The organism is Massilia sp. Root351, assembly GCF_001425045.1.
Lineage (GTDB): Bacteria > Pseudomonadota > Gammaproteobacteria > Burkholderiales > Burkholderiaceae_D > Rugamonas.
The window spans coordinates 780,842-806,979 of the sequence record NZ_LMDJ01000001.1; the positions used below are offsets into that span (position 1 = coordinate 780,842).

The following is a 26,138-nucleotide window of genomic DNA, read 5'->3' on the forward strand; positions in this document are numbered from 1 at the left end:
CAAGCCCCTTGCCGCCTAAATAGAGCGAACGGCTTCGCAGGCCTGTTTTTGCTGTCATCCGGGAAATCTTGCCACGCTAGTATTTCCTGGCCGGGGCGCAGTCCCGGCGACCTTATCGACAACAAAAAACAGGAGCCAAACACATGTCATTCCCAAGAAATGCACTGCCCCAGGCAGCCTTGATCGCGCTGATGGCCTGCTGCCATGCGAACGCAGCCCCGGCCGACGCGCATCAAGGCGAGCACGCGCGCCTGCGCCAGGCGCCCATGCCGCATGCGCGCCAGAGCCTGCCACCGTCGGCCGAGCAAAGCCGCTACAACCTCCCGGTCAGCAAAAAGCCGCGCCACGACCTGATGCCGCGCCAGCTGCGCAGCAGCGCTCCCGCCGCCACGCTGGCGGCCACGCCCGAATGCAAGGACATGGCCAAGCTGGCCACCTACAGCGGCGCCGCGCTGGCCGACTACCTGGCCGGCTTGCCGGACTACGAATGCACCTATGGCCTGTTCTCGCTGAGCGCGCAGCAGGCGGCCACGATCTATTCCGCCGCCAACATGGGCGCGGTGGCCAGCCGGGTGGCCCAGGAAGCGGCCGGCTACAACGCCAGCAACATGAAGCTGGTCAACCTGGTGCTGTACCTGCGCGCCGGCTACTACCTGGCCGGTACCGGCGCCATGCCCGAACCGGCGGCCACGCTGGCCGCGTCGCTGCGGGCGCCGATCAGGCAGCTGGCCGAGGGCAGCGCACTGTACCAGCCCAACGCGGCGGCCGAAAGCACGGCGCTGGAGACCTTCAAGCTGATCACCAATATGCACGACGAGCTGTACTACCTGCCCAGCGTGAAAACCGTGGTCACGCGCTTTACCAACCGCAGCGGCTACCCGAACGCGGCCGAGGCGCTCAAGCAGAACAGCGCGGGCGGCGGCCTGACCGGCGCGCTGACGGTGCTGTTCTACGCGCACGGGCGGCCGGGCGGGGCGGACCTGCTGAAGGCCGACCTGTCCTACGCCACGGCGCTGAACACCTTCGTCACCGCCAACAAGGCCGCGCTGCTGGGCAGCAATGCCGCCTACGAGCTGACCGACGCCGCCAGCGAGGCGTTCCGCTTCATGCAGTACGCCGGGCTCAAGGCCGGCATCAAGCCCATGGTGCAGGCCACGCTGCAAACCAGCTCCATGACCGGCGCCGACAGCGGCCTGTGGCTGGCCGCCGCGTCCGCCGTGAAGTATTACGACAACCCCAGCTGCGCCGAATACGGCACCTGCAACTATGAACAGCAGCTGGCGGACAGCGTGCTCAAGTACAGCCGCGAATGCAGCCCCACCTTGCGCCTGCGCGCCCAGGACATGACCGCCGCCCAGATGACGGAAGTGTGCACCACCTTGCAGCAAGGCGAGGGCTATGTGCACGCCATGCTGCAAACCCAGCGCACGCCGGTCGGCAGCGACAACAACACGGCGCTGGAACTGGTGGTGTTCGACGACTATAGCAATTACAGCAAGTACGCCGGCATCATCTACGGCATCGGCACCGACAACGGCGGCATGTACCTGGAGGGCAATCCGGCGCAGGCCGGCAACCAGGCGCGCTTCATCGCGCACGAGGCATCCTGGCTGCGGCCCGTGTTCAAGGTCTGGAACCTGGAGCATGAGTACGTGCATTACCTGGACGGCCGTTTCAATATGTACGGCGATTTCGGCGCTTCCACCGCCGTGCCCACCGTGTGGTGGATCGAGGGCATCGCGGAATACCTGACCTTGAAGAACGATAACCAGGTCGCCATCGACATGGCGAAAACCCGCGCCTACCGCCTGAGTGAGATTTTTGGCAACACCTACAGCATGGGCGATTACAGCAACCGCGCCTACCGCTGGGGCTATATGGCCACCCGCTTCATGATGGAAAAGCACCGCCCGGAGGTGGACGGCATGCTGGCCAAGTTCCGCCTCGGCGACTACACGCGTTATCAAACCGCTATCGGCCAGATCGGTACCTCCTACGACAACGAGTTCGCCGCCTGGGTCGATACAGCCACCACCGCCGGCGAGCCGCCGATGCCCAACGACGATCCGGGCGCCAACCTGCCGGCCTGCGCCTCGTCCACCAACCTGGGCAAGAACTGCGTGCTGCGCAACCTGGCTTCCGGCTACCGTTCGTATTTCACGCTGATGCTGCCGGCCGGGGCGAAAAACCTGAAACTGGCCACCCGCAATGGCACCGGCGACGTGAATATGTATTTGGCGCTGGACCGCTGGCCGACGCCGTCCAATTATGACCAGGCTGCGGCCAAGGCCGGCAATGCGGAGGATATCGCATTGGCCAACCCGGCGGCGGTGCGCTGGTATTACATTACACTGGACGCGAAACAAGCCTTCAGCGGGGTCTCGCTGAGTGTAACGTACGAGTAAAAAGCCGCGCTTTGCGTATAATGAAAGCAGGTCTAGCCCGCCTCTCGCGGGCTTAAATTTGTCTATACAAGTTGTTGTGGTGGCAGTCAGAAGGAAACGTTCAGCACTGGTTTGATCCCAAGATTCTCCGTCCTGCCTGATCGCGCGCAAAGCGCGGCAGAGTGCCAAATCCCATAAAAAATCCCCACTCGGACCGCCCCCGTGCAGCCGCGCAAGCGCTGTGTAGAAGTGTTGTCGAATTGACACGCCGTTGTTGTCATATGGCAACCTTATAACTTATTTTCAATTTTTTCTTGACATCTTTTTCGCCTTGAGAATAGCCCGCCTGGTGCGGGGATTGATGAGGTAGCACATTCAGTTTCTAGTGTAAGTCTCTAATTTAACGCGATATTTTTACTAGAGGCTGCATCAAGGATCGACGCTAAGTCCTTAATTTCATTAATAAAATCCATGTTTTCCCAATCGGAAAGCGCTTGACCACTATCTTTCCATCCTCTAAAGTGGGCAACTGTGTGAAAAAGTGTAGTTTTGTGGGATTTCACTCCCTCTCAAATTAAAAGGTAATACGTGTTTCAAGGCGCTTCCGCGATCACTCTCGATGCGAAAGGCAGGATGTCCATCCCTGCCAAGCATCGCGACGCACTGGCTATCCAGTGCGAAGGACGCCTCACGCTTACCAAGCATCCCGATGGCTGTTTGCTGATGTACCCGCGCCATGTGTGGGAAGCCAAGCGCGACCAGATTGCCAGCTGGCCCATGTCGGCCCGCGGCTGGCAACGCATTCTGCTGGGCAACGCCTGCGATGTGGAAATGGATACGGCCGGCCGCATCCTGGTGGCGCCCGAATTGCGCGACGCCGTTGGCCTGGGCCGCGACGTGGTGCTGTCCGGCATGCTGACCCATTTCGAGATCTGGGATCCGGTCCGCCGTGCCGAGAACGAGCAAGCCACCATCGACGTCGGCATGCCCGACGCGCTTTCCGATTTTTCTTTCTAAGGCCCGCTTAACATGACTTCAGTTGCGGTGCCAGAATTCCAGCATCGTACGGTGCTGCTAGACGAGGCGGTCGACGCGCTCCAGCTGGAAGGCGAGCGCGCCAACGGCCTTTATATAGACGGTACTTTCGGGCGCGGCGGCCATAGCCGCCTGATCCTGTCGCGCCTGGGCGAGCGTGGCCGCCTGCTGGCCTTCGACAAGGATCTGCAGGCCATCGCCACCGCCGAACAGATCACCGACCCCCGTTTCCAGATCGTGCACGACAGTTTCGCCACCATGGCTTCCGCGCTGGCGGAACGTGCCATGCCCAAGGTGGACGGCGTGCTGCTGGACCTGGGCATCTCTTCGCCGCAGGTGGACGACGCCGCCCGTGGCTTCAGTTTCCGCAACGATGGTCCGCTTGACATGCGCATGGATACCACCCGTGGCATGTCGGCAGCGGAATGGCTGGCTACCGAAACCGTAGAGACACTGGAAAAGGTGATAAAAGAATATGGGGAAGAACGGTTTGCTTTTCAGATTGCAAAGGCGATTGTTGCTCGCCGGGCAGTCGAACCAATTTCAAGCACACGACAGCTTGCCGCAATCGTGGCAAATGCGGTCAAGACCCGTGAAAAGGGCAAGGACCCGGCCACCCGGACTTTTCAAGCTATCCGGATTCACATCAATAAGGAGCTTGAGGATCTCGAAGCCGGACTGACCCACGCCTACGAGTGCGTGGCGCCCGGCGGCATCCTGGCCATCATCAGCTTCCATTCGCTGGAAGACCGCATGGTCAAGCGCTTCTTCGCGTCCAAGGCCAACGTGCCGCAGCCGGACCGGCGCCTGCCGATCCGCGCGGTGGACCTGCCGCAGCCGGAACTGAAGCTGCTGGCCAAGATCAAGCCGTCCGACGCCGAAGTCGAGGCCAATCCGCGCGCCCGCTCGGCGGTGATGCGCGTGGCGCGCCGCCTTCCTTACGACGACAAGGCGGCTGCGTGAGTTTCAAGATCAACATCGTCCTGGCGGCCTTGCTGGTCGGCTGCGCGCTGTCCGTGGTGAACGCGCAGTACCAGGCGCGCCATCTGTTCATCGACCTCGAGCGCGCGCAAGCCCGCGCGCGCCAGCTCGACATCGACTGGGCGCAGCTGCAGCTGGACCAGTCCAAGCTGGGCAAGCACGCCCGTATCGAGGAAATCGCGCGCCGCGACCTGAACATGACGCAGCTGACGGCCAACCGCACGCAGTACCTGACGCAAGGAGAGCAGTGATGCGGGCCGGCGGCGGAGCAAACAGCGCACGCGTGGCACGCTCGAAGGGCATGCCATTCACGAAAAACCCGATGCTGGCGGTGAGCCTGCCGCCGTGGCGTTCGCGCGTGGTGCTGTTCGTGCTGTTCGCCGCTTTCCTGGCGCTGGGCGTGCGCGCCTTGTGGCTGCAGGGCGTGAAGACCCAGTTCCTGCAGCAGCAGGGCGAGAACCGCTACGCCTTCACCTTGGAGCTGCCGGCCACGCGCGGCAAGATCACCGACCGCAACGGCCAGGTGCTGGCGTCGTCCGTCCCCGTGAAAGCCATCTGGGCGATTCCGGACGACGTGCTGGCCGCGCCGGCCGACAAAATCCGCGCGCTGGCCGCCCTGCTCGAAATGAGCGAGGCCGACCTGCGCAAGAAGCTCGATTCCGACCGCGACCTGGTGTACCTGAAGCGCCAGGTGGAGATGGACGTGGCCGACAAGATCGCCGCGCTGAAGATCGACGGCATCGAGGCGCGCAAGGAATACAAGCGCTTCTATCCGCAGGGCGAAGTGATGACGCACGTGGTGGGCTTCACCAGCGTGGAGGACGTGGGCCAGGAATCGATGGAACTGGCGCAGCAGAAAACCCTGCAGGGCGCCACCGGCAGCCGCCGCGTGATCAAGGACCGCCTGGGCCACATCGTCGAGGACATCGGCTCCATCCACGAGCCGCACGACGGCAAGGACCTGACCCTGTCGGTCGACAGCAAGATCCAGTACATCGCCTACACCCAGCTCAAAGGCGCAGTGGAGAAGTTCAAGGCCAAGGCCGGCGGCGCCGTGGTGCTGGACGTGCACACCGGCGAAGTGCTGGCGCTGGCCAACTACCCGAGCTACGACCCGAACGACCGCCGCTCGCTCACCGGCGCGCAGCTGCGCAACCGCGTCATGACCGACACCTTCGAGCCCGGCTCCACGTTAAAGCCGATCACGGTGGCGCTGGCGCTGGACAGCGGCCGCGTCAACCCGAATTCCTATATCGACACCGGCGCCGGCCGCTACACCATCCTGGACCGCACCATCACCGACACCAAGGGCCATGGCGTCATCAACGTGTCGCAGATTATCGAAATGTCGTCCAACATCGGCACCTCCAAGATCGCTCTCAGCATGCCGCCGCAGGAGATGTGGGAGATGTTTACCAAGGTCGGTTTCGGCCAGCAGCCGAAGTGGGGCTTCCCCGGCGCGGTGGCGGGCCGCGTGCGTCCGTATAAATCGTGGCGCCCGATCGAGCAAGCCACCATGAGCTACGGTAACGGCATCTCGGTGTCGCTGATCCAGCTGGCGCGTTCGTACATGATGTTCGCCCGTAACGGCGACACCATCCCGCTGTCGTTCCAGAAGGTGACCGAGCCGCCCGTGGGCCAGCAGATCATCAAGCCGAAAACCGCCGCGCAGATGCGCGAAATGCTGGAGACGGTGGTCTCCGGCAAGGACGGCACCGCCAAGCAGGCGCAGATTCCAGGCTACCGCGCAGGCGGCAAGACCGGCACCGCCTACAAGGTGGAAAACGGCCGCTACGCCATCCCGCGCAAATACATCGGTTCCTTCGTCGGCATGGTGCCGATGTCGAATCCGCGCTTCATCATTGCCGTCATGATCGACGAACCTACCTCGGGCGGCCACTATGGCGGCCAGGTGGCAGCACCGACTTTCGCCGCGGTTGCAGCCAACGCGCTGCGTTCGCTGAACGTTCCGCCGGACTCGTCCGTCACCGAAATCGTCATCCCCGCCGACGGCGGCAATGACGTCATGTAATGAGCGACCATGACACCTAACGAAATCAGCAACTGGATCAAGCAGACCGCGCCCGGCGCGCAGCTGGCCTCCGATTCGCGCCGCGTGAAAGCGGGCGACGTGTTCTTCGCCTACCCCGGCGAGGGCAAGGACGGCCGCGCCTACATCGCCGCCGCCGTCGCACAGGGCGCGGCCGCCATCGTCTACGAAGAGCAGGGCGCCGAGGCGTATCCGTGGGACGCCGCCTGGACCTTGCCGCGCCTTGCCGTCACGGACCTGAAGCGCCGCTCCGGCCCCATCGCGCACGCTTTCTACGGCTATCCGGACGCCAGCATGTTCACCGTCGGCGTGACCGGCACCAACGGCAAGACCTCGTGCGCCGTGTGGCTGGGCCAGGCCCTGAGCCGCCTGGGCGACCTGACCGCCGTCATCGGCACGCTGGGCGTGGGCATGTCGCGCGCGCGCGGCGAAGTGGAGTTCGACCCCACCGGCTACACCACGCCGGACGCGGTGCTGCTGGCACAGAAGCTGGCCGAAACGCGCGACCAGGGCGCCACCGCGCTGGCCATCGAGGTGACCTCGATCGGCCTGGACCTGGGCCGCACCGACGGCATGCATTTCGACGTGGCGCTGTTTACCAACCTCACGCGCGACCACCTGGACCACCACGGCAGCATGGAGGCCTACGAGGCCGCCAAGACCAAGCTGTTCGACAGCCCCGGCCTGCAAGCCTCGGTGGTCAACCTGGACGACGCCATGGGGCAGCGTTTGGCGGACCGCCTGGTGGCGCGCAAGGACCGCGTGGTCGGCTACACGCTGCGCGACGCTGCCGCGCTGCCGGACCTGCCGGGCGTGGACATGCTGCGCGCCGGCCAGCTGCGCACGCGCAGCGCCGGCACCGAATTCCACCTCGATACGCCGCAAGGCAGCACCCAGGTGAAGACCCACCTGGTGGGGCAGTTCAACATCAGCAATGCGCTGGCGGTGCTGGGCGCGCTGCTGGTCAAGGGCGCCACCCTGCGCGCCGCCGTGGAAGCCGTCGAGGGCCTGACCCCGGCGCCGGGCCGCATGCAGCAGGTCGGCGGCAACGAGGCGCCGATGGTGGTGATCGATTACGCGCACACGCCGGACGCGCTGGAGAAAACGCTCGACACGCTGCGCGTGGTGGCGCAGGAGCGCGGCGGCCAGCTGTGGTGCGTGTTCGGCTGCGGCGGCGACCGCGATCCGGGCAAGCGCCCGCAGATGGGCCGCATCTCGCAGATCGCCGAGCATGTGCTGGTCACCAGCGACAACCCGCGCAGCGAAGAGCCGCACGCCATTATTGAACAGATTATCGCGGGCATGGACGCGCACCATCCCGCTTCCGTATTCCAGGCGGTGGACGACCGTGCGGCCGCCATCCTGTACGCCATCAAGCATGCCGCCAAGCCGGACGTGATCCTGCTGGCGGGAAAGGGCCATGAGCCCTACCAGGAAATCAAGGGCCGCAAGATCCCGTTCTCGGACGCCGACCACGCGCAGCTGGCGCTGTCCGCCCGCCTCACCATGATGAGGACCAATTGATGCAAGCAACACTGGCCCAGCTGCTGGCGGCTATTCCGGGTGCGATTTATGTACCCGGGGTGACCGCCGCCGCCGCCACCCCCGATGCCGTGGCCTTCGCCGGCGTCTCCACCGACAGCCGCAGCGCGCCTGCCGGTTCGCTGTTCGTCGCCCTGCGCGGCGAGAATTTCGACGCCCACGACTTCCTGCTGGACGGTCCGAACGCCGTCGCGGGCAAGGGCGTTGCCGCCGTGGTGGCGGAACGCCTGCCCGAAGGCTGGACCCTGCCGGCCCTGCTGGTGCCGGATACGCTGGCGGCGCTGGGCCGCATCGCCAACTACTGGCGCAAGCAGTACGCGCTGCCCGTCATCGGCGTTACCGGCAGCAACGGCAAGACCACGGTCAAGGAAATGATCGCCGCCATCCTGGCGGCGGCGCACGGCGAGGACGGTCGCCTGGCCACGCGCGGCAACCTGAATAACGAAATCGGCGTGCCGCTCACGCTGTTCCGCCTGTCGGCGGCGCACCAGTCGGCGGTGATCGAGCTGGGCATGAACCATCCCGGGGAAATCGGCCGCTTGAGCGCCATCGCCGAACCGACCATCGCCATGGTGAACAACGCCCAGCGCGAGCACCAGGAATTCATGCACACCGTGGAAGCGGTGGCGCGCGAAAACGGCGCCGTGCTGGCCGGGTTGCCTGCGCACGGCGTGGCCGTGTTCCCGCATGGCGACGAGTTCACGCCCATCTGGCAAGAACTGAGTGCCGGGCGCCGCACGCTGACCTTCGGCCTGACCAAGCAAGCCAACGTCTCCTGCACCTACCGCGCCGGGGACTTCGGCAACCAGATGTTCGTGACCGTGCAGGAAGGCGAAGCTGCAGCCGAGCCGCTGCAATTCTTCGTCGCCCTGCAGGCGGCGGGCGACCACAACGTACTGAACGCGCTGGCCGCCGTGGCCTGCACCTACGCCGCCGGCATCAGCGCCGAGCATATCAAGCTGGGCCTGGACAGCTTCGCGCCCGTCAGCGGCCGCCTGCAGAAAAAGGCCGCACTGAACGGCGCGGTCGTCATCGACGACAGCTACAACGCCAATCCGGACTCGGTACGCGCAGCCATCGACGTACTGGCCAAAGCCGCCGCGCCGCGCGTGCTGGTGCTGGGCGACATGGGCGAAGTGGGCGCGCAGGGCCGCGAATTCCACCAGGAGATCGCCGCCTACGCCGCCGGCAGGAACATTGAACACGTCTTCGTCACCGGAGAGCTGGCCCGCCATATGGGCAGGGTCGGAGTGACGCGGCATTTTGAAGAATTCGACGCGCTGCTGTCCGCCGTGGAGGCGGCGGCAACGCCGGATGCAACCGTATTGATCAAGGGCTCCCGTTTCATGAAAATGGAACGGGTCGTGCAGCATTTGATTGGATCGCAACAAGCTAACAAAGGAACTCACTAATCATGCTGCTCTGGCTCGCACAGATGTACCAGGACGACTTCGGTCCCCTGCGCGTATTTAACTTCATCACCGCGCGCGCGGTGTTCGCCACCATCACGGCGCTGATCATCGGCCTGTGGGCCGGCCCGTCCGTGATCCGCAAGCTGACGGCCATGAAGTACGGCCAGGCCGTGCGCACCGACGGTCCGCAGACCCACCTGAAAAAACACGGCACCCCCACCATGGGCGGCGTGCTGCTGCTGATCGCCATCGGCGTGTCCACGCTGCTGTGGTGCGACTGGTCGAACCGTTTGATCTGGCCGGTGATCGTGGTCACCATCGGCTTCGGCGCCGTGGGCTGGGTGGACGACTACCGCAAGGTGGTGCGCCAGGACCCGGAAGGCATGCGCTCGGCTGAAAAATACTTCTGGCAGTCGCTGGTCGGTATCGGCGCCGCGCTGTACCTGGCGTTCTCGGTGTCTGCGCCCACGCCTGCCAAGGTGTTCGAGCTGTTCTTCGCCTGGGTGCAGTCCGGCTTTTCGATGGACCTGCCGCCCAAGGCCGACCTGATCGTGCCGTTCTTCAAGACCATCAGCTATCCGCTGGGCGTATGGGGCTTCATCGCGCTGACCTACTGCGTCATCGTCGGCACCAGCAACGCCGTCAACTTCACCGACGGCCTGGACGGCCTGGCCATCATGCCGACCGTGATGGTCGGTTCGGCGCTGGGCCTGTTCGCCTACCTGACCGGCAGCACCGTGTACTCGAAATACCTGTTCATTCCCTACATTCCCGGGGCCGGCGAGCTGATCATCTTCTGCGGCGCCATGGCCGGCGCCGGCCTGGCCTTCCTCTGGTATAACACCCATCCAGCGCAAGTGTTCATGGGCGACGTCGGCGCGCTGGCGCTGGGCGGCGCGCTTGGCACCATCGCCGTCATCGTGCGCCAGGAAATCGTGCTGTTCATTATGGGCGGCATCTTCGTGGCCGAAACCGTGTCCGTCATCATCCAGGTGGGCTGGTTCAAGTACACCAAGAAGCGCTACGGCACCGGCCGCCGCGTGTTCCTGATGGCGCCATTGCACCACCACTTCGAACAAAAGGGCTGGAAAGAGACCCAGGTCGTCGTCCGTTTCTGGATCGTGACGATGATGCTGGTATTGGTTGGCCTGTCCACGTTGAAGCTGCGCTGATGAGCTACCAAGGCAAACGGGCACTGGTACTCGGGCTGGGCGAATCCGGCCTGGCGATGGCGCTGTGGCTGGCGCGTGGCGGCGCGCGCGTGCGCGTGGCCGACACGCGCGACGAGCGCGCCGTGGCGGACCGCCTGGCCGCCCTGAAGGCCGCCGCGCCGGACGCCGAGTTCATTGGCGGCCGCCTGGACATCGCGCTGCTGTACGACACCGACTTTGTCGCCATCAGTCCCGGCCTGGCGCCGCAGGGCGATGTGGCCGACCTGATGCGCGCCGCCGCCGCCGTCAGCATTCCCGTGTGGGGCGAGATCGAACTGTTCGCCCAGGCGCTGGCATCGCTGAAGGAAGAACGCGGCTACGCGCCGAAAGTCATCGCCATCACCGGCACCAACGGCAAGACCACGGTCACCAGCCTGACCGGCCAGCTGTGCCAGCGCGCCGGCTTCAGCGTGCGCGTGGCGGGCAATATCAGCCCGGCCGCGCTGGACGTCATGCGCGAGGTGATCGAGGCCGACGCGCTGCCCCAGGTCTGGGTGCTGGAGCTGTCCAGCTTCCAGCTGCACACCACATTCAGCCTGCAGGCCGACGCCGCCACCGTATTGAACATCACCCAGGACCACCTGGACTGGCACGGCTCGATGGAGGCCTACGCCGCCGACAAGGCGCGCATCTTCGGCGCCAGCACCGTGCGCGTGCTGAACCGCGACGACGCCACCGTGATGCGCATGGCGAACCCGGTCGGCGAGAACGTCAGCTTCGGCACCGGCGAACCGCCGGAAGCGGGCAGCTTCGGCCTGCACAACGAGCGCGGCATCCATTGGCTGGCCACTTCCGTGCCGGATGAGGACGCCGAGCCGCCGAAGCGGCGCAAGAAGAACGACCCGGCGCCCGAGCCTGTGGCCACCACCGTCAAGAACCTGATGCCGTCGGACGCGCTGCAGATCCGCGGCCTGCATAACGCCTCCAACGCGCTGGCCGCGCTGGCCCTGTGCCGCGCCATCGGCCTGCCTTTCGCGCCGCTGCTGCACGGCCTGCGCGAATACCGCGGCGAGCCGCACCGCGTGGAACTGGTGGCGTCGATCAACGACGTGGAATACTACGACGACAGCAAGGGCACCAACGTGGGCGCCACCGTGGCTGCGCTGAATGGCCTGGGCAAGAGCTTCACCGGCGCCGGCCAGCGCCTGCTGCTGATCGCCGGCGGCGACGGCAAGGGCCAGCAATTCGATCCGCTGGCCGAGCCGGTGTCGCGCTACGTGCGCGCGGTGATGCTGATCGGCCGCGATGCGCCGGCGCTGCGCGCCGCGCTGGAGCAGGGCGGCGCGGCCGAGGCCGGCGTGGACCTGGCCGACTGCGGCACCGACCTGCCGTCCGCCGTGCGCCTGGCCGCCAAGCTGGCCAGGCCGGGCGACGCGGTGCTGCTGTCGCCGGCCTGCGCCAGCCTGGACATGTTCAAGAACTACGCGCACCGCGCCCAGGTGTTCATCGACACTGTGCGCGAGATCGCGCTCGACGCTGGACAGGAGCTCTGATCCATGGCCTTCCAGCTGCCATTCCGCTTCTCCTCTTCCTCGGGCTCCAAGGCTATCGACAGCCGCGCGCGTCCGTCGAAGATGATGGAATACGACCAGTTGCTGGTGTGGGTGGTGCTCATTCTCATGCTGCTGGGGATGGTGATGGTGTATTCGGCTTCGATCGCGCTGCCCGATTCGCCCAAGTACGCCGCCTACAAGAACAACTATTTCCTGATACGCCAGGCCATTTTCATCACCATCGCCGTGCTGGTGGGCCTGATGACGTTCCGCATTCCCATCGCGGTCTGGCAGCGCAGCGCGCCCTACCTGTTCATCGGCACGCTGGTGCTGCTGATGGCGGTGTTCCTGCCCGGCCTGGGCGTGACGGTAAACGGCGGCAAGCGCTGGATCTCGCTGAAGGTGTTCAACTTCCAGCCGTCCGAACTGATGAAGGTGGTGATCGTGCTGTACGCGGCCGACTACACCGTGCGCAAGCAGGAATACATGCACAAGCTGACCAAGGGTTTCATGCCAATGGCGCTGGCGGTGAGTTTCGTCGGCTTGCTGCTGCTGCTCGAGCCCGACCTGGGCGCTTTCGGCGTGATCGTCTGCATCGCCATGGGCATCCTGTTCCTGGGCGGGATCAACGCCATCTGGTTCGGCGGCATCGGCGCCATGCTGGTGACCATTTTTGTCTCCATTATCGCGCTGTCGAAATTCCGGCGCGACCGCTTCTTCGCTTACCTCAATCCGTGGGAAGAGGACAACGCGCTAAACAAGGCTTACCAGCTGACGCACTCGCTGATCGCTTTCGGGCGCGGCGAGTTTTTCGGCGTTGGTCTGGGCGGCAGCCTGGAGAAGCTGCACTACCTGCCGGAAGCGCATACCGACTTCCTGCTGGCAGTGATCGGCGAGGAACTGGGCCTGGCGGGCGTGCTGTGCGTGATCGCCATGTTCTACTGGCTGATCAAGCGCGCCTTCGACATCGGCCGCCAGGCCATTGCCATCGACCAGACCTTCGCCGGGCTCACCGCCAAGGGCATCGGCATCTGGCTCGGCGTGCAAACCTTCATCAACATGGGCGTAAACCTTGGCCTGCTGCCGACCAAGGGCCTGACCCTGCCGCTGATGAGCTACGGCGGCACTGGCATTGTGATTAACTGCGTCGGACTCGCGATCCTGCTTCGGATCGACTACGAGAACCGGGTCCTGATGCGCGGCGGCAGAATATGAAACGACTGATCATCATGGCGGCCGGTACCGGCGGCCACATCTTCCCCGGCCTGGCGATCGCGCAGACCATGCGCGCGCGCGGCTGGGAAGTAAGCTGGCTGGGCACCAGCCACGGCATGGAGCAGGAGCTGGTGCCCAAGCACGGCATCGCCATGGACACCATCAACTTCTCCGGCATGCGCGGCAAGGGCATCAAGCACAGCCTGGGCGGCGCGCTGAAGATGCTGGCTGCCTTCGCCGACTGCTTCCGCTTCCTCGGCCAGCGCAAGCCGGACGCGGTGCTGGGCATGGGCGGCTACGTCACCGTGCCGGGCGGCCTGATGGCGCGCCTGCGCGGCGTGCCCACCGTGCTGGTGAACGCCGACGCGGCCCTGCTGCTGTCGAACAAGACGCTGGCGCCTTTCGCCGAACGGGTGTGCTTCGGCTTCCCGGCCGATTTCGGCGCGGCGGCGGCCAAGGCTGTCGTCACCGGCAACCCGGTGCGCAAGGAGATCCTGGACCTGGCGGCGCCGGAAGCGCGCTTCGCGGGCCGCAGCGGCGCCTTGCGCGTGCTGGTGGTGGGCGGCAGCCTGGGCGCCAAGGCCCTGAACGACAGCCTGCCCGCCGCGCTGGCCCTGATACCGGACGCGCAGCGACCGGTGGTGACGCACCAGTCGGGCAAGAAGAATATCGACGCGCTGCGCGCCGCCTACGCCGAAGCGGGCGTGCAGGCCAACGTGGTCGACTTCATCGACGACATGGCGCGCGCCTACGCCGAGGCGGACCTTGTGATCTGCCGCGCCGGCGCCATCACCGTGTCCGAACTGACGGCGGCCGGCGTGGCCAGCGTGCTGGTGCCGCTGGTGGCATCGACCACCAGCCACCAGCGCGACAACGCGCAGTGGATGGCCAGGCAGAATGCCTCGATCCACATGCCGCAGACCGAAATGAACCCGCGCAGCCTGGCCACCCTGCTGGAGACGCTCACGCGCGGCGCCTGCCAGACCATGGCCATGGCGGCCCGCAAGGCGGGCAAACGCGACGCGAACGACGCGATCGCGCAAGTACTGGAACAGATAGTGGAACGCAAATCATGAAGCATAAAGTCAAAAACATTCATTTCGTCGGCATCGGCGGCAGCGGCATGAGCGGCATCGCCGAAGTGCTGCTCACGCTGGGCTACAACGTGTCCGGCTCGGACCTGGGCGCCAACGCCGTCACCCAGCGCCTGATCGACATGGGCGCCACGGTGCACCAGGGCCACGCCGAAACCCACATCGGCAACGCCGACGCGGTGGTGACCTCCACCGCCGTCAAGGCCGACAATCCGGAAGTGGTGGCGGCGCGCGCGCGCAAGATCCCCATCGTGCCGCGCGCGGTGATGCTGGGCGAGCTGATGCGCCTGAAGCGCGGCATTGCCATCGCCGGCACGCACGGCAAGACCACCACCACCAGCCTGGTGGCGTCGGTGCTGGCGCAGGGCGGCCTGGACCCGACCTTCGTGATCGGCGGCCGCCTGACCGCTGCCGGCGCGAACGCCAAGCTGGGCTCCGGCGACTACCTGGTGGCCGAGGCCGACGAATCGGACGCGTCCTTCCTGAACCTGACGCCGATGATCGAAGTGATCACCAATATCGACGCCGACCATATGGAAACGTATGAGCACGACTTCGAGAAGCTGAAGCAGGCCTTTGTCCACTTCACGCACCGCCTGCCGTTCTACGGCCGCGTCATGCTGTGCATCGACGACGAGCACGTGCGCAGCATCATTCCGCACGTGACCAAGCCGATCACCACCTACGGCTTCCGCGAGGACGCGGAAGTGCGCGCCGTGAATGCGCGCGCGGTGGGCGTGCAGATGCACTTCACCGTGCTGCAGGAAGGCTACCCGGACCTGGACGTGGTGCTGAACCAGCCCGGCATGCACAACGTGCTCAACGCCTGCTCGGCGGTCGCCATTGCGCGTGAAATCGGCATCGATGACAGCGCGACGCAGGCCGGCCTGGCGGGCTTCGCCGGCGTGGGCCGCCGCTTCACGCGCTACGGCGACGTGGCCGTCGGCGGCGACGCCGCCAAGGGCACCTTCGCGCTGGTGGACGATTTCGGCCACCACCCGGTGGAAACAGAAGTCACGCTGGCCGCCGCGCGCGCCGCCTACCCGGGCCGCCGCCTGGTGCTGGCCTTCCAGCCGCACCGCTACAGCCGCACGCGCGACCTGTTCGAGGACTTCGCCCGCGTGCTCAGCTCCGTGGACGTGCTGGTGCTGGCCGACGTGTACGCCGCCGGCGAGCAAGCGATCGTGGCGGCCGACGGCCGCTCCCTGGCGCACGCGATCCGTGCGCGCGGCAAGGTCGAGCCGGTGTTCGTGGAGAACATTGCGGACATGCCGGAAACCATCATGAACGTGGTGCGCGACGGCGACGTCGTGCTCACCATGGGCGCCGGCTCGATCAGCGGCGTTCCTGCAAAACTGACTACTTACGTTAAGGCTTAAAGAAGTGAACGCGACTCCATTCCTCTCCGCGCAAGAAGCGCAGGCCTTCGGCAAAGTGGGTGTGCTGTTCGGCGGCCGTTCCGCCGAACGCGACGTGTCCATCATGTCCGGCACGGGTGTGCTGGCGGCGCTGCAAAGCCAGGGCATCGACGCCCACGCCTTCGACCCGGGCCAAGGCAGCCTTGCTGAGTTGGCCGCAGAAAAATTCGACCGCGTGTTCATCGCGCTGCACGGCCGCTTCGGCGAGGACGGCAGCCTGCAGGGCGCGCTGGAGCTGCTCGGCATTCCCTACACCGGCAGCGGCGTGATGGCCAGCTCGGTGGGCATGGACAAGATCACCACCAAGATCCTGTGGCTGGCCGAAAACCTGCCGACCCCGAAATACGCGGTGCTGAACGCGCACTCGGACCTGGACCAGGTGGCCGCCGGCCTGGGCCTGCCGCTGATCGTCAAGCCGCCGCACGAGGGCTCGACCATCGGCATCACCAAGGTGGAGCAGGCCGGCGACTTCAAGGCCGCCTACGACATCGCCGCCGCGCTGGACGATTCGGTGCTGGCCGAGGAATTCGTCACCGGGCGGGAGTTCACCGTGGCCGTGCTGGGCACCGGCGCCGGCGCGCGCGCGCTGCCGGTGGTGGAGATCGTGGCGCCGGAAGGCAACTACGACTACCAGAACAAATACTTCACCGACGATACGAAGTATTTCTGCCCGGCGGTGCTGGATGCGGCAATCACTGATGAAATGCAGCGCATCGCGGTGCAGGCTTACCGCTCGCTGGGCTGCGAAGGCTGGGGCCGGGTCGACGTGCTGCTGCGCGTGGCCGACAACAAGTGCTTCCTGCTGGAGGTGAACACTTCGCCGGGCATGACCAGCCACTCGCTGGTGCCGATGGCCGCGCGCGCGGACGGCATCAGCTACGAGCAGCTGTGCGTGGAGATCCTGCGTTCGGCCCGACTGAAGATGAAGGGGTAAGCGATGTGGCAAGACGCGAAAGCCTTGAATGCGACCGCCAGCGGCATTTTTGCCGCGGTGGCGCTGGCTTGCGCGGCTTCCGTGGTGTGGTGGGTGTCGCAGCGGCCGATGTTCAACCTGCGCACCATCCGCGTTGAAACGATGGACCAGTCCGACCTGCGCCATGTGAACCACCTGACGCTGCAAGCCGGAACGGCTGGCCGCATCCGGGGCAACTTCTTCACCACCAACCTGGACGGGGTGCGGCAGGCGTTCGAATCGGTGCCATGGGTGCGGCGCGCCACGGTACGCCGCGAATGGCCGGACCAGCTGGTGGTGGCGCTGGAAGAGCACGAAGCGCTTGGCACCTGGGGCGAGGACGGCCGCCTGCTGTCGACCAAGGGCGACGTGTTTACCGCCAACCTGGCCGAGGCGGAAGAGGACCACGAACTGCCTGCTTTCTCCGGCCCGGAAGGCAGCGAAAAGGAAGTGCTGTCGCGCTTCGGCGAACTGAAAGCGTGGTTCGCGCCGGCGCAGCTGGAGCCGCAGGCGCTGGACCTGTCGGGCCGCTACGCGTGGAAGGTGAAGCTGAACAACGGCATGAGCGTGGAGCTGGGCCGCGAGCAGTCGCGCTCCATGCTGAAGGAGCGGGTGGACCGGCTGGTGGGCATCTGGCCGCAGCTGGCGAGCCGGGTGCAGAACATCGAAACGATAGACATGCGGTACCAGAATGGATTGGCGCTCAGCGCAACGGGCCTGAAGATTCCGCCCGAAGGCAAGAAGCCAAAGTAGGCAAGGTAAGCACCGGCAGTCAAAGAATACTTTAAAAGCATATTACAGCAGGCAAAACAGATGACAAAAGACGCGAAAAACCTGATCGTCGGCCTCGACATCGGCACCTCGAAAGTGGTGGCCGTGGTGGCCGAGGTGATGGGCGATGGACGCCACGAAGTGATCGGGCTGGGCCAGCACGAATCCAGGGGCTTGAAGAAGGGCGTGGTGGTCAACATCGAAGCGACCGTCGAGTCCATCCAGCGCGCGCTGGAGGAAGCCGAGCTGATGGCCGACTGCAAGATCCGCAACGTCTACGCCGGCATCGCGGGCAGCCATATCCGCTCCTTCAATTCGAGCGGCATGGTGGCCATCAAGGACAAGGAAGTGACGGCCACCGACGTGGCGCGCGTCATCGAAACGGCCAAGGCGGTTAACATCCCGACCGACCAGCAATTGCTGCACACGGTGCCGCAGGAATTCATCGTCGACAGCCAGGAAGACGTGCGCGAGCCGATCGGCATGAGCGGCATCCGCCTGGAAGTGAAGGTGCATATCGTTACCGGCGCGGTGAGCGCGGTGCAGAACATCGTCAAGTGCGTGCGCCGCTGCGGGCTGGAAGTGTCGGACCTGATCCTGCAGCCGATGGCCTCGGCCGACGCGGTGCTTACCCCGGACGAGAAGGAACTGGGCGTGGTGCTGATCGACATCGGCGGCGGCACCACCGACGTGGCGGTGTTCTCGGACGGCGCCATCCGCCACACCGCCGTGATTCCGATCGCCGGCGACCAGATCACCAACGACATCGCGATGGCGCTGCGCACGCCGACCTCGGAAGCGGAAGAAATCAAGATCCGCTATGGCGTGGCCAAGCAGGTGCTGGCCGATCCGGGCGAGCATCTGGAAGTGCCGGGCCTGGGCGACCGCGGCCCGCGCAACCTGTCGCGCCAGGCGCTGGCGGCGGTGATCGAACCGCGCGTGGAAGAGCTGTTCGCCATGGTGCACCAGGTGGTGCGCGAATCCGGTTACGAAGGCGTGCTGTCGTCGGGCATCGTGCTCACCGGCGGCACCTCCATCATGCCGGGCATGGTGGAAATGGCGGAAGACATATTCCTGAAGCCGGCGCGCATGGGCACGCCGGACTACCGCGGCCAGCTGGCAGACGTGGTGCGCAGTCCGCGCTACGCCACCGTGCTTGGCCTGTTGTTGGAAGCGAAAAAACAGTACCTGCGCGGCCATATCGTTACGCGCCAGGATGGGTCGGTGAAAGCAGTATGGCAGCGCATGAAGGAATGGTTCCTCGGTAATTTCTGAAGTAGTGGTTTGCGGCGTGAAGTCTGAAAAATATTTTTAATTGAAACCGCAGTTTTCAATCCCCAGCTCTCCTAACGATATGAGGACTGGCGATTGAAAACGGCATTCTGATAGGAGCACATCATGGAGTTTGATATGGTCGATAACGCAGCTTTGGGCACCGTCATCAAGGTCGTCGGCGTCGGCGGAGCAGGTGGCAATGCAGTTCAGCACATGATCAACAAGGGCATGAGCGGCGTGGAATTCATCGCCGCCAATACCGACGCGCAGGCGCTGTCGGCATCGAAGGCCGGCAACATCATCCAGATCGGCGAGACCGGCCTGGGCGCGGGCATGAAACCGGACGTTGGCCGCAAGCTGGCCGAAGAATCGCGCGCGCGCATTGAAGACGCGCTGCGCGGCGCGCACATGGTGTTCATCGCCGCCGGCATGGGCGGCGGCACCGGCACCGGCGCCGCACCGATCGTGGCCGAAGTGGCGAAAGCCATGGGCGCGCTGACCGTGGCCGTGGTGTCCAAGCCGTTCTCGCACGAAGGCCAGAAGTGCATGGATATCGCCGACGAAGGCCTGGAACAGCTGAGCCAGAACGTCGACTCGCTGATCGTGATCCTGAACGAGAAGCTGGAAGAGATCTACGAAGACGAATCGCTGATCGAGTGGCTGCAGCACGCCGACGATGTGCTGAACAACGCGGTGGCCGGCATTGCCGAGATCATCAACGTGCCGGGCCACATCAACGTCGACTTCAACGACGTGAAAACCATCATGGGCGAGCAGGGCAAAGCCATGATGGGCACGGCCACCGCCTCCGGCGTGGACCGCGCCCGCATCGCCGCCGAGCAGGCCGTGGCCTCGCCGCTGCTGGACGGCGTGGACCTGTCCGGCGCGCGCGGCGTGCTGGTCAACGTGACCGCTTCGCGCGGCCTGAAAGGTAAGGAAATCAAGGAAGTCATGGCCGCCGTGCGCGCCTTCGCCGCGCCGGACGCGTCGATCGCACAAGGCATCGCCTACGACGACGAGATGGGCGACGCGATCCGCGTGACCGTGGTGGCCACCGGCCTGGGCAAGAACAAGAAGCATGTGCAACTGGTCCAGCAGCCGATGCTGCGCACCGGCACCCACAACGCGCCGCAGTCGGCGCTGGGCGGCGGCGCGGTGACCTCGTCGGTGACGATGGGCGGCGTGGGCGGCGGCATTTCCGGCGGCGGCGCGCAGGCGTTCGACGGCATGAAAGCGCCAGCCGTATGGCGCCGCGAATCGGCCTCCGAGCAGGTCAACGCGCTGCAGAAGTCGGGCATGGAAACCTACGACATCCCGGCCTTCCTGCGCAAGCAAGCCGACTAAGCCTGCAGCCGACGCTTTCCCCCAACCTCTGGCATACTCCCAAGTTCGTGCCAGAGGCATGCCGCGCCTAGCGCGGCTTTTTTACAACCCTACAATTCCTATAAAGGAGTCCAGACCATGACCATCAAGATTGGCGACAAACTGCCGGAAGGCACCCTGTCCGAATTCATCGAAACCGAAACCGAAGGCTGCTCGCTCGGCCCGAACACCTTCAAAGTCGAAGACCTGGTCAAGGGCAAGAAGATCGCGATCTTCGGCCTGCCAGGCGCCTACACCCCAACCTGCTCGGCGCAGCACGTGCCGGGCTACGTGAAGCACGCGGCCGACCTGAAGGCCAAGGGCGTGGACGAGATCTGGTGCATCAGCGTGAACGACGCCTTCGTCATGGGCGCCTGGGGCCGCGACCAGAAAGCCACCGGCACCGTGCGCATGATGGCTGACGGCAACGCCGCTTACTCCAAGGCCCTGGGCCTGGACGCCGACTTCAGCAAGTTCGGCATGGGCACCCGCTCGCAGCGCTACTCGCTGCTGGTGGAAGATGGCGTGGTCACCCAGCTGAACGTGGAGCAGGGCGGCAAGTTCGAAGTGTCGAACGCCGAAACCCTGCTGGGCCAGCTGTAATCCAGCCTTCCCCGCAGCACAGCAAAACGGCGCCGATGGCGCCGTTTTCCGTTTTCCGTTTTCCGTTTACGCCGCGCTATGCGCGGTGGCGTTTGTGCGCTTGCGGCTGCGCCGCTTGGGGGCCAGCATGACGCCGGTGCACGACGGTGCGCCGCAGTAGCAGGCGAAGGCGCGTTTGACGGCCGGGGTGTGGCGCGCTTCGTAGATCAGCGCGTAGTTGTAGTTCAGCTCGTCGCCCGCTTCGATGAAATGCAGCGAGTAGATGAAGACCTTGCCGTCTTCCTCGTAGGCTTCGCAGTTGGGTTCGCAGGCGTGGTTGATGAAGCGCGCCTCGTTGCCGCCGCTGCCGCCGTCGATCAGCTTGCCGTCCTCCAGGCTGAAGAAGAAGGTGTGGTTGATGGGGCCGCCGCCCGCTTCGGCGCGGCGCGCCGACTCGTCGCTGGTGATGCGCTCGCCGGTGTACTCGATGATGCGCGTGCCCGGCGGAATGTCCACGCGCGCGAACACGCCGCGGCCGTGGATGGGCGATTCTTTGACGATGAACAGCGGGGTGTCGGTGGAGGTCAGCATGGCGGTAATATACCGCGCTTGCGGGCCGCGTGCCATCCCTCCCGCACGCGTGCCGCAAACACGCCCCGGCGCTTAGTCCGCCGCAGGGAAATCCAGCACCGTGTCGTTGACGCGGTTCACCAGGTTGGTGAAGGTGATGCTGGCAATGGCGAGCAGGGTGTCGACGATTTGCGCGTCGCTGTAGCCTGCCGCCTGCACGGCCGCCACCGCCTCGGCCGGCACGGTGCCGCTGCTGCGCGCCAGCGTGTGGGCAAAGGTGGCCAGCGCGTCGGCACGCTGGTCGCCGGATGCCTCGCCTTTGCGCACGGCCAGGATGGCCGGGCGGCTCAGGCCGGCTTTCGAACCCATCAGCGTATGCGCCGCCAGGCAGTAGTCACAGCCGGCGTCCTCGCTGATGGCCAGTTTGATGATCTCGATTTCCTTGGCGCCCAGGCTGGATTTTTTCAGTGCACCGTCCAGGTTGAGGGCGGCCTCCAGCGCCACCGGGCTGTTGCTGCCCACGGTGGCGTAGGCGTTCGGCACCATGCCGATGGCGCCTTTGATGGCGGTGAACAGCTGGGCGGCGTGGCCGGTGGCGTCAGGGAGGGCGATGGTGTGCAGACGGCTCATGATGGTTTCCTTTTCAGTGTGGGACCGACTGGTTTGTGTGTCGGCATGGAAAGAAGTTTAGGCCCGCTGAGTGAAACTTTTAATGCTTGAAATGCGCTAGAATTTGCTCAATCGTCTCAAATGGGGAATGTGATGGGGGCGCTAAGCCGTTTGCTGTCGCTGTATCCGGTCGATACCGCGCTGGATATCCGCTGCCATTTCGGCGCGCCTTGGGTGCTGGACCATCCGGCCGAGCCGGCCGGCGTGGCGCCCTACCACCTGGTGGTCAGCGGCGGCGGCTGGCTGGACGTGGGCGGGCAGCGCGGCATCGCGGTGCAGGCCGGCGACATCCTGCTGTTCCCGCACGGCACGCCGCACAGGCTGCACACGGGCGATGCGTCGGCGCGGCCGCCGATGCAGCGCGTTGCCGAGGGCGAGCAGCTGGTGCGCGTGTTTGAGAACGGCGGGCCGGGCGCCGCCACCGATATCCTGTGCGGGCGGCTGGAGTTCGGCGCCGGGCCGCACCATCCGCTGCTGGCCGCGCTGCCGGAGCTGGTGCATGTGCGCACGGCGGGACGCGACGACTTCGCCGGCTTGCAGGGACTGATGGCGATGCTGCGGGTGGAGACGGCGGCCGTGCGCCCGGGCGGACGCGCGGTGGTGTCGCAGCTGGCGTCGGCCCTGTTCGCGCTGCTGATGCGGGCGTGGCTGGAGCAGGCCTCCGCCATGCCGGGCCTGTTCGCGCTGCTGGCCGAGCCGCGCCTGCAGGCGGCGCTGCAAGCCATGCTGGCCGAGCCGGAGCGGCCCTGGACGCTGGAGGAGCTGGCCGGGCTGTGCCACATGTCGCGCGCCACGTTCGCGCGCGTGTTCGGGAAGGTGGCCGGCGACACGCCCGCCGCGGTGCTGACGCACACCCGCATGGCGAAGGCCGCGAGCCTGCTGGCGCAAGGGCGGCTGCCGGTGGGGCAGATCGCCGAGCAGGTCGGCTACCAGTCCGAGGCCGCGTTCAACCGCGTGTTCAAGCGCAGCTACGGCATCGGCCCCGGCGCCTACCGCCGCGGCGCGGCGCCAGCGCAGCCCTAGCCGGCGCAGCGCTCGTCCGCCGGCGCCGCAGCCGGCTAGTACCAGCCCTCGTCGTCCAGCACCATCTTCTTGAAGTAATCGATATTGGCGCGGGTGGCGAACAGGGCGGAGGGGATGAAGCACACCAGCGCCGACGCCATCAGGCTCTGCAGCCCGAGCGCGCCGAACAGCAGCCGCGCGGCGCACACCAGCAGCGCTGCCAGCAGGCACAGCGACAGCGCCTTGCGGCCCATGCCCTTGGCGGCATAGTAGAACGGGCCGAACAGGAAGGCCCACGGATTGAACAGCACCAGCGCGCGCTCGGCCAGGCTCAGCTCGATCGACTGCGGCAGTTCCACGCCGCCGCCCTTTTGCAGCGCCGCGAAAATGGTTTTCCAGCCGGACGACAGGCCCGGCAACGCGATTGCCGTGGCCGCGACGTCGGCGCCGCAGTTGAAGCAGAAGTGTGCGGTGGACGAAGCCTGGGATCCGCATTGCTGGCAGAACGGCATTTATTTCCTTGGTGGAGGGGATGCCTGCCATGATACCGTCCCGCGCCGCCCGGAAAATCCTCGCTTTGTCACACTGGCCGGGGGCGGGGGCGAAATAAAGTCCGTGCGGCGCGCCGGCGGCGCCGCATGTGCGTAAACACAACAGTTGCTATAATGGCGCGCTCCCCGAACACAACCCGCACACCGCGCACGCCGCGCGCAAGGAGCTCCTCTGACACCGCAAGCCGAAAACCTGCGCAGCATCTACGCCATGCTGATCGCCGTCGCCATGTTCGCCCTGATGGACACGGCGATGAAGCTGCTGGCCGCCCACTATCCCGCGATCCAGGTCACCGCGCTGCGCTCGCTGTCCTCGCTGCCGCTGGTGTGCGCCTACATCGCCTACCGCCGCAAGTTCAGCGGCGTGGCCAGGGTGCGCTGGCCGCTGCACCTGCTGCGCGGCGGGCTCGGCATCGCCATGTTGACGCTGTTCGCCTACGCGCTCAAAAGCCTGCCGCTGGCCGACGCCTATTCGATCTTCTTCATCGCGCCCGCGCTGATTACGGCGCTGTCGGTGTTCGTGCTGAAGGAAAGGGTGGACGCGCTGCAGTGGGGCGCCATCGTGGTCGGGCTGATCGGCGTGCTGGTGGTGCTGCGCCCGGACGGCGCCAGCTTCATCTCGCTGGCCGGCCTGGCGGTGCTGGGCGCGGCGGCGTGCTATGCGGTGTCGGCCATCGCCAGCCGCATCCTGAGCCGCACCGACGCCAGCGAGCACATCATGTTCTGGCTGCTGGTGACGATGGGCAGTGGCTCGGTGGCCATGGCCTGGCAGGGCTGGGTGGCGATCCGTGCCGAGGACTGGCTGATCATCTGCGGCCTGGCGCTGAGCGGCTTTCTCGGCCAGCTGGCCATCACCATCGCCTTCAGCATGGGCAAAGCCTCGGTGGTGGCGCCGTTCGAATATTCGGCGCTGGCCTGGGGCGTGGCGCTCGACTGGCTGCTGTGGAACACGCTGCCCGACGCCTACACCCTGCTGGGCGCGGCCATCATCATCGGCAGCGGCATCTACCTGGTGCGGCGCGAGGCGGTGCATGCCGAAGCCGAACACCCCTAGCAAGCTGAGCCGCATGTGCGCTACTTCGGGGTCTGACCCCGAAGTGGGCGTAATGCGGCTCAGGCTGCTTGGGCGGGAGGCGGGCAAGTCCGATATAATTTGCGGATGTTAAAACAACGTACCATCAAAGAAAAAGTCTGCACCACCGGCGTCGGGCTGCACTCGGGCACCAAGGTGGTGCTGACCTTGCGTCCGGCTGCGCCCGGCGTGGGCGTGGTGTTTCGCCGCGTCGACCAGGTGCCGCCGGTGGAGTTTCCGGCCAGCGCCATGGCGGTCACCGATACCCGCATGGCCACCGTGCTGAGCAAGGGCGACATCCGCATCTCCACCGTCGAGCATTTGATGTCGGCCTGCGCCGGCCTGGGCATCGACAATCTGTACGTGGACGTGAGCGCGGAAGAAATTCCCATCATGGACGGCTCGGCTTCGTCCTTTGTCTATCTGCTGCAGCAGGCCGGCGTGCAGGAGCAGAACGCGGCCAAGAAATTCATCCGCGTGCTGAAACCGGTGGAAGTGCGGGAAGGCAAGCCGGGCAACGAGAAGTGGGCGCGCCTGGTACCGCACGACGGCTTCAAGCTGGACTTTTTCATTGAATTCAACCACCCGGCGGTGGATGGCACGGCGCAGCGCGCCACCATCGATTTCGGCGACGTCACCTATGTGCAGGCAATTGCCCGCGCGCGCACCTTCGGCTTCATGCAGGACGTGGAAATGCTGCGCGGCATAGGCCTGGCGCGCGGGGGCTCGCTGGAAAACGCCATCGTGATGGACGAGTACCGCATCCTCAACGCGGACGGCTTGCGCTACGACGACGAGTTCGTGCGCCACAAGATCCTGGACGCGATCGGCGACTTGTTCCTGGTCGGCCATCCGCTGGTGGCCAGCTACGAGGCGCACAAATCCGGCCACGCGCTGAACAACCAGCTGCTGCGCGCGCTGCTGGCAGACCCGCAAGCGTATGAAATCGTGACCTACGACACGCTGGAATCGGCGCCGGAATCGTATGTGCGCCAGATGACGCACGAGTGGGACCTGAACCAGTAAGCTAGTAATCGGGCCGGTCGCGGCGGCGCTGCACCAGTAGCTGCAGCGCCTGGATCAGGCTGTCGTTCTGCTTGCTTTGCTCGAGCGACTTGCTCAATTCTTCGAAGGCGGTGACAGCGGTGGGCGGCAAGGTCAGCGCCCGCATCTGCTCCTTGATCTCGGCCGCCTTCATCATCTGCACGCGCAGCTTGATGTTGTTGATGTGCCAACCGCGCTTGAGCAGTGCATCCTGCAATTTCGGCAACTGTTGCTTGAGCTTGGCCGCCACGGCCGAGCTGGGCGTAGAGAGCAGCAAATTGCCCTCTTCGAAAGCCAGGATCTCGCACAGGCTGAACATGCTGGGCAGAGTGGCGGCGCAATCCTTCTGCAGCGCGGCCATGCGCTCGACGGCTGGCAGCAGGGCCGCCATCTTGTCATTTCTTTTCAGAAAGTCCGTGGCCACCTTGGGTGTCCGGCCTTGATTGAGGGAAT

The 26,138-nt window shown here is 65.5% G+C and carries 24 protein-coding genes; 20 read left to right on the top strand and 4 right to left on the bottom strand.

Annotated elements, in window-relative coordinates:
- Positions 1-143 precede the first annotated feature (143 nt).
- From ASD15_RS03535 to ASD15_RS03615, 17 genes are all read left to right on the top strand, one after another.
- Positions 144-2,405, top strand: coding sequence for a M9 family metallopeptidase (locus ASD15_RS03535; RefSeq protein WP_057153333.1), 2,262 nt, complete (start codon positions 144-146; stop codon positions 2,403-2,405).
- 567 nt (positions 2,406-2,972) lie between these two features.
- Positions 2,973-3,401, top strand: coding sequence for a division/cell wall cluster transcriptional repressor MraZ (mraZ, locus tag ASD15_RS03540; RefSeq protein ID WP_057153334.1), 429 nt, complete (start codon positions 2,973-2,975; stop codon positions 3,399-3,401).
- 12 nt (positions 3,402-3,413) lie between these two features.
- The gene (gene rsmH / locus ASD15_RS03545) at positions 3,414-4,382 is read left to right on the top strand and encodes a 16S rRNA (cytosine(1402)-N(4))-methyltransferase RsmH (RefSeq protein ID WP_057153335.1); all 969 of its coding nucleotides are present in this window, start codon (positions 3,414-3,416) and stop codon (positions 4,380-4,382) included.
- Positions 4,379-4,651 carry a cell division protein FtsL gene (gene ftsL / locus ASD15_RS03550; protein WP_057153336.1) on the top strand — a complete coding sequence of 91 codons (273 nt, stop codon included), beginning with the start codon at positions 4,379-4,381 and terminating at the stop codon, positions 4,649-4,651. Before rsmH ends, ftsL begins: the two co-directional genes overlap by 4 nt.
- Positions 4,651-6,432: a penicillin-binding protein 2 gene (locus ASD15_RS03555; RefSeq protein WP_057153337.1), complete on the top strand. Its 1,782-nt coding sequence runs from the start codon at positions 4,651-4,653 to the stop codon at positions 6,430-6,432. The genes ftsL and ASD15_RS03555 overlap by 1 nt, the downstream gene beginning before the upstream one ends.
- 9 nt (positions 6,433-6,441) lie before the next feature.
- The gene (locus tag ASD15_RS03560; RefSeq protein ID WP_057153338.1) at positions 6,442-7,974 is read left to right on the top strand and encodes a UDP-N-acetylmuramoyl-L-alanyl-D-glutamate--2,6-diaminopimelate ligase; all 1,533 of its coding nucleotides are present in this window, start codon (positions 6,442-6,444) and stop codon (positions 7,972-7,974) included.
- Complete coding sequence (murF, locus tag ASD15_RS03565; protein WP_057153339.1) at positions 7,974-9,404, top strand: UDP-N-acetylmuramoyl-tripeptide--D-alanyl-D-alanine ligase; 1,431 nt, start codon at positions 7,974-7,976, stop codon at positions 9,402-9,404. The genes ASD15_RS03560 and murF overlap by 1 nt, the downstream gene beginning before the upstream one ends.
- Positions 9,405-9,406: 2 nt before the next feature.
- Positions 9,407-10,576: a phospho-N-acetylmuramoyl-pentapeptide-transferase gene (mraY, locus tag ASD15_RS03570; RefSeq protein ID WP_057153340.1), complete on the top strand. Its 1,170-nt coding sequence runs from the start codon at positions 9,407-9,409 to the stop codon at positions 10,574-10,576.
- Positions 10,576-12,108 carry a UDP-N-acetylmuramoyl-L-alanine--D-glutamate ligase gene (gene murD / locus ASD15_RS03575; protein ID WP_057153341.1) on the top strand — a complete coding sequence of 511 codons (1,533 nt, stop codon included), beginning with the start codon at positions 10,576-10,578 and terminating at the stop codon, positions 12,106-12,108. Before mraY ends, murD begins: the two co-directional genes overlap by 1 nt.
- A 3-nt stretch (positions 12,109-12,111) precedes the next feature.
- On the top strand, positions 12,112-13,323 hold the full coding sequence (gene ftsW / locus ASD15_RS03580) for a putative lipid II flippase FtsW (RefSeq protein WP_057153342.1): 1,212 nt from the start codon (positions 12,112-12,114) through the stop codon (positions 13,321-13,323).
- Positions 13,320-14,399 carry an undecaprenyldiphospho-muramoylpentapeptide beta-N-acetylglucosaminyltransferase gene (gene murG, locus ASD15_RS03585; protein ID WP_057153343.1) on the top strand — a complete coding sequence of 360 codons (1,080 nt, stop codon included), beginning with the start codon at positions 13,320-13,322 and terminating at the stop codon, positions 14,397-14,399. The genes ftsW and murG overlap by 4 nt, the downstream gene beginning before the upstream one ends.
- Positions 14,396-15,796, top strand: coding sequence for a UDP-N-acetylmuramate--L-alanine ligase (gene murC / locus ASD15_RS03590; RefSeq protein WP_057153344.1), 1,401 nt, complete (start codon positions 14,396-14,398; stop codon positions 15,794-15,796). Before murG ends, murC begins: the two co-directional genes overlap by 4 nt.
- A gap of 4 nt (positions 15,797-15,800) precedes the next feature.
- A complete protein-coding gene (locus tag ASD15_RS03595; RefSeq protein ID WP_057153345.1) occupies positions 15,801-16,769 on the top strand; it encodes a D-alanine--D-alanine ligase in 969 nt (322 codons plus the stop codon).
- A gap of 3 nt (positions 16,770-16,772) precedes the next feature.
- Positions 16,773-17,540 carry a cell division protein FtsQ/DivIB gene (locus ASD15_RS03600; RefSeq protein WP_057153346.1) on the top strand — a complete coding sequence of 256 codons (768 nt, stop codon included), beginning with the start codon at positions 16,773-16,775 and terminating at the stop codon, positions 17,538-17,540.
- Between the two features lie 60 nt (positions 17,541-17,600).
- Positions 17,601-18,833, top strand: coding sequence for a cell division protein FtsA (gene ftsA / locus ASD15_RS03605; RefSeq protein WP_057153347.1), 1,233 nt, complete (start codon positions 17,601-17,603; stop codon positions 18,831-18,833).
- A gap of 123 nt (positions 18,834-18,956) precedes the next feature.
- Entirely contained in the window at positions 18,957-20,177 is a 1,221-nt protein-coding gene (gene ftsZ, locus ASD15_RS03610; RefSeq protein ID WP_057153348.1) for a cell division protein FtsZ, read from the top strand.
- 117 nt (positions 20,178-20,294) lie between these two features.
- A complete protein-coding gene (locus ASD15_RS03615; protein ID WP_057153349.1) occupies positions 20,295-20,798 on the top strand; it encodes a peroxiredoxin in 504 nt (167 codons plus the stop codon).
- 66 nt (positions 20,799-20,864) lie between these two features.
- Here ASD15_RS03615 and ASD15_RS03620 read toward each other — a convergent pair whose 3' ends face one another.
- Together ASD15_RS03620 and ASD15_RS03625 are read right to left on the bottom strand one after the other, a co-directional pair.
- Positions 20,865-21,368, bottom strand: coding sequence for an SET domain-containing protein (locus ASD15_RS03620; RefSeq protein ID WP_057153689.1), 504 nt, complete (start codon positions 21,366-21,368; stop codon positions 20,865-20,867).
- 72 nt (positions 21,369-21,440) lie between these two features.
- Entirely contained in the window at positions 21,441-21,977 is a 537-nt protein-coding gene (locus ASD15_RS03625; protein WP_057153350.1) for a carboxymuconolactone decarboxylase family protein, read from the bottom strand.
- A gap of 132 nt (positions 21,978-22,109) precedes the next feature.
- Between ASD15_RS03625 and ASD15_RS03630 the strand changes: the two genes are divergently transcribed.
- Entirely contained in the window at positions 22,110-23,039 is a 930-nt protein-coding gene (locus ASD15_RS03630; protein WP_057153691.1) for an AraC family transcriptional regulator, read from the top strand.
- A gap of 35 nt (positions 23,040-23,074) precedes the next feature.
- Here the strand turns inward: ASD15_RS03630 and ASD15_RS03635 are convergent, their stop codons facing one another.
- Positions 23,075-23,530, bottom strand: a complete 456-nt coding sequence (locus ASD15_RS03635) for a DUF2628 domain-containing protein (protein ID WP_057153351.1) — start codon at positions 23,528-23,530, stop codon at positions 23,075-23,077.
- Between the two features lie 250 nt (positions 23,531-23,780).
- Here ASD15_RS03635 and ASD15_RS03640 point away from each other — a divergent pair, with 250 nt between their 5' ends.
- Both ASD15_RS03640 and lpxC read left to right on the top strand, forming a co-directional pair.
- Positions 23,781-24,623, top strand: a complete 843-nt coding sequence (locus ASD15_RS03640) for a DMT family transporter (RefSeq protein WP_057153352.1) — start codon at positions 23,781-23,783, stop codon at positions 24,621-24,623.
- Positions 24,624-24,728: 105 nt separating this feature from the next.
- Positions 24,729-25,667, top strand: a complete 939-nt coding sequence (gene lpxC, locus ASD15_RS03645; protein WP_057153353.1) for a UDP-3-O-acyl-N-acetylglucosamine deacetylase — start codon at positions 24,729-24,731, stop codon at positions 25,665-25,667.
- 1 nt (position 25,668) lies between these two features.
- Here the strand turns inward: lpxC and ASD15_RS03650 are convergent, their stop codons facing one another.
- The gene (locus ASD15_RS03650) at positions 25,669-26,076 is read right to left on the bottom strand and encodes a DciA family protein (RefSeq protein ID WP_229418045.1); all 408 of its coding nucleotides are present in this window, start codon (positions 26,074-26,076) and stop codon (positions 25,669-25,671) included.
- Positions 26,077-26,138: the final 62 nt, after the last annotated feature.

Excerpts from the sequence above, each read along its gene's own strand:
- ASD15_RS03600 (WP_057153346.1), top strand. The coding sequence starts at position 16,773 with ATGTGGCAAGACGCGAAAGCCTTGAATGCGACCGCCAGCGGCATTTTT.
- rsmH (WP_057153335.1), top strand. The coding sequence starts at position 3,414 with ATGACTTCAGTTGCGGTGCCAGAATTCCAGCATCGTACGGTGCTGCTA.
- ASD15_RS03625 (WP_057153350.1), bottom strand. The coding sequence starts at position 21,977 with ATGAGCCGTCTGCACACCATCGCCCTCCCTGACGCCACCGGCCACGCC.
- lpxC (WP_057153353.1), top strand. The coding sequence starts at position 24,729 with ATGTTAAAACAACGTACCATCAAAGAAAAAGTCTGCACCACCGGCGTC.
- ftsA (WP_057153347.1), top strand. The coding sequence starts at position 17,601 with ATGACAAAAGACGCGAAAAACCTGATCGTCGGCCTCGACATCGGCACC.
- ASD15_RS03640 (WP_057153352.1), top strand. The coding sequence starts at position 23,781 with ATGCTGATCGCCGTCGCCATGTTCGCCCTGATGGACACGGCGATGAAG.
- ASD15_RS03615 (WP_057153349.1), top strand. The coding sequence starts at position 20,295 with ATGACCATCAAGATTGGCGACAAACTGCCGGAAGGCACCCTGTCCGAA.
- murG (WP_057153343.1), top strand. The coding sequence starts at position 13,320 with ATGAAACGACTGATCATCATGGCGGCCGGTACCGGCGGCCACATCTTC.
- ASD15_RS03650 (WP_229418045.1), bottom strand. The coding sequence starts at position 26,076 with ATGGCGGCCCTGCTGCCAGCCGTCGAGCGCATGGCCGCGCTGCAGAAG.
- ASD15_RS03630 (WP_057153691.1), top strand. The coding sequence starts at position 22,110 with ATGGGGGCGCTAAGCCGTTTGCTGTCGCTGTATCCGGTCGATACCGCG.
- ASD15_RS03620 (WP_057153689.1), bottom strand. The coding sequence starts at position 21,368 with ATGCTGACCTCCACCGACACCCCGCTGTTCATCGTCAAAGAATCGCCC.
- ASD15_RS03560 (WP_057153338.1), top strand. The coding sequence starts at position 6,442 with ATGACACCTAACGAAATCAGCAACTGGATCAAGCAGACCGCGCCCGGC.
- ASD15_RS03535 (WP_057153333.1), top strand. The coding sequence starts at position 144 with ATGTCATTCCCAAGAAATGCACTGCCCCAGGCAGCCTTGATCGCGCTG.
- ASD15_RS03555 (WP_057153337.1), top strand. The coding sequence starts at position 4,651 with ATGCGGGCCGGCGGCGGAGCAAACAGCGCACGCGTGGCACGCTCGAAG.
- ftsW (WP_057153342.1), top strand. The coding sequence starts at position 12,112 with ATGGCCTTCCAGCTGCCATTCCGCTTCTCCTCTTCCTCGGGCTCCAAG.
- mraY (WP_057153340.1), top strand. The coding sequence starts at position 9,407 with ATGCTGCTCTGGCTCGCACAGATGTACCAGGACGACTTCGGTCCCCTG.
- ASD15_RS03635 (WP_057153351.1), bottom strand. The coding sequence starts at position 23,530 with ATGCCGTTCTGCCAGCAATGCGGATCCCAGGCTTCGTCCACCGCACAC.
- murF (WP_057153339.1), top strand. The coding sequence starts at position 7,974 with ATGCAAGCAACACTGGCCCAGCTGCTGGCGGCTATTCCGGGTGCGATT.
- ftsZ (WP_057153348.1), top strand. The coding sequence starts at position 18,957 with ATGGAGTTTGATATGGTCGATAACGCAGCTTTGGGCACCGTCATCAAG.
- murD (WP_057153341.1), top strand. The coding sequence starts at position 10,576 with ATGAGCTACCAAGGCAAACGGGCACTGGTACTCGGGCTGGGCGAATCC.
- murC (WP_057153344.1), top strand. The coding sequence starts at position 14,396 with ATGAAGCATAAAGTCAAAAACATTCATTTCGTCGGCATCGGCGGCAGC.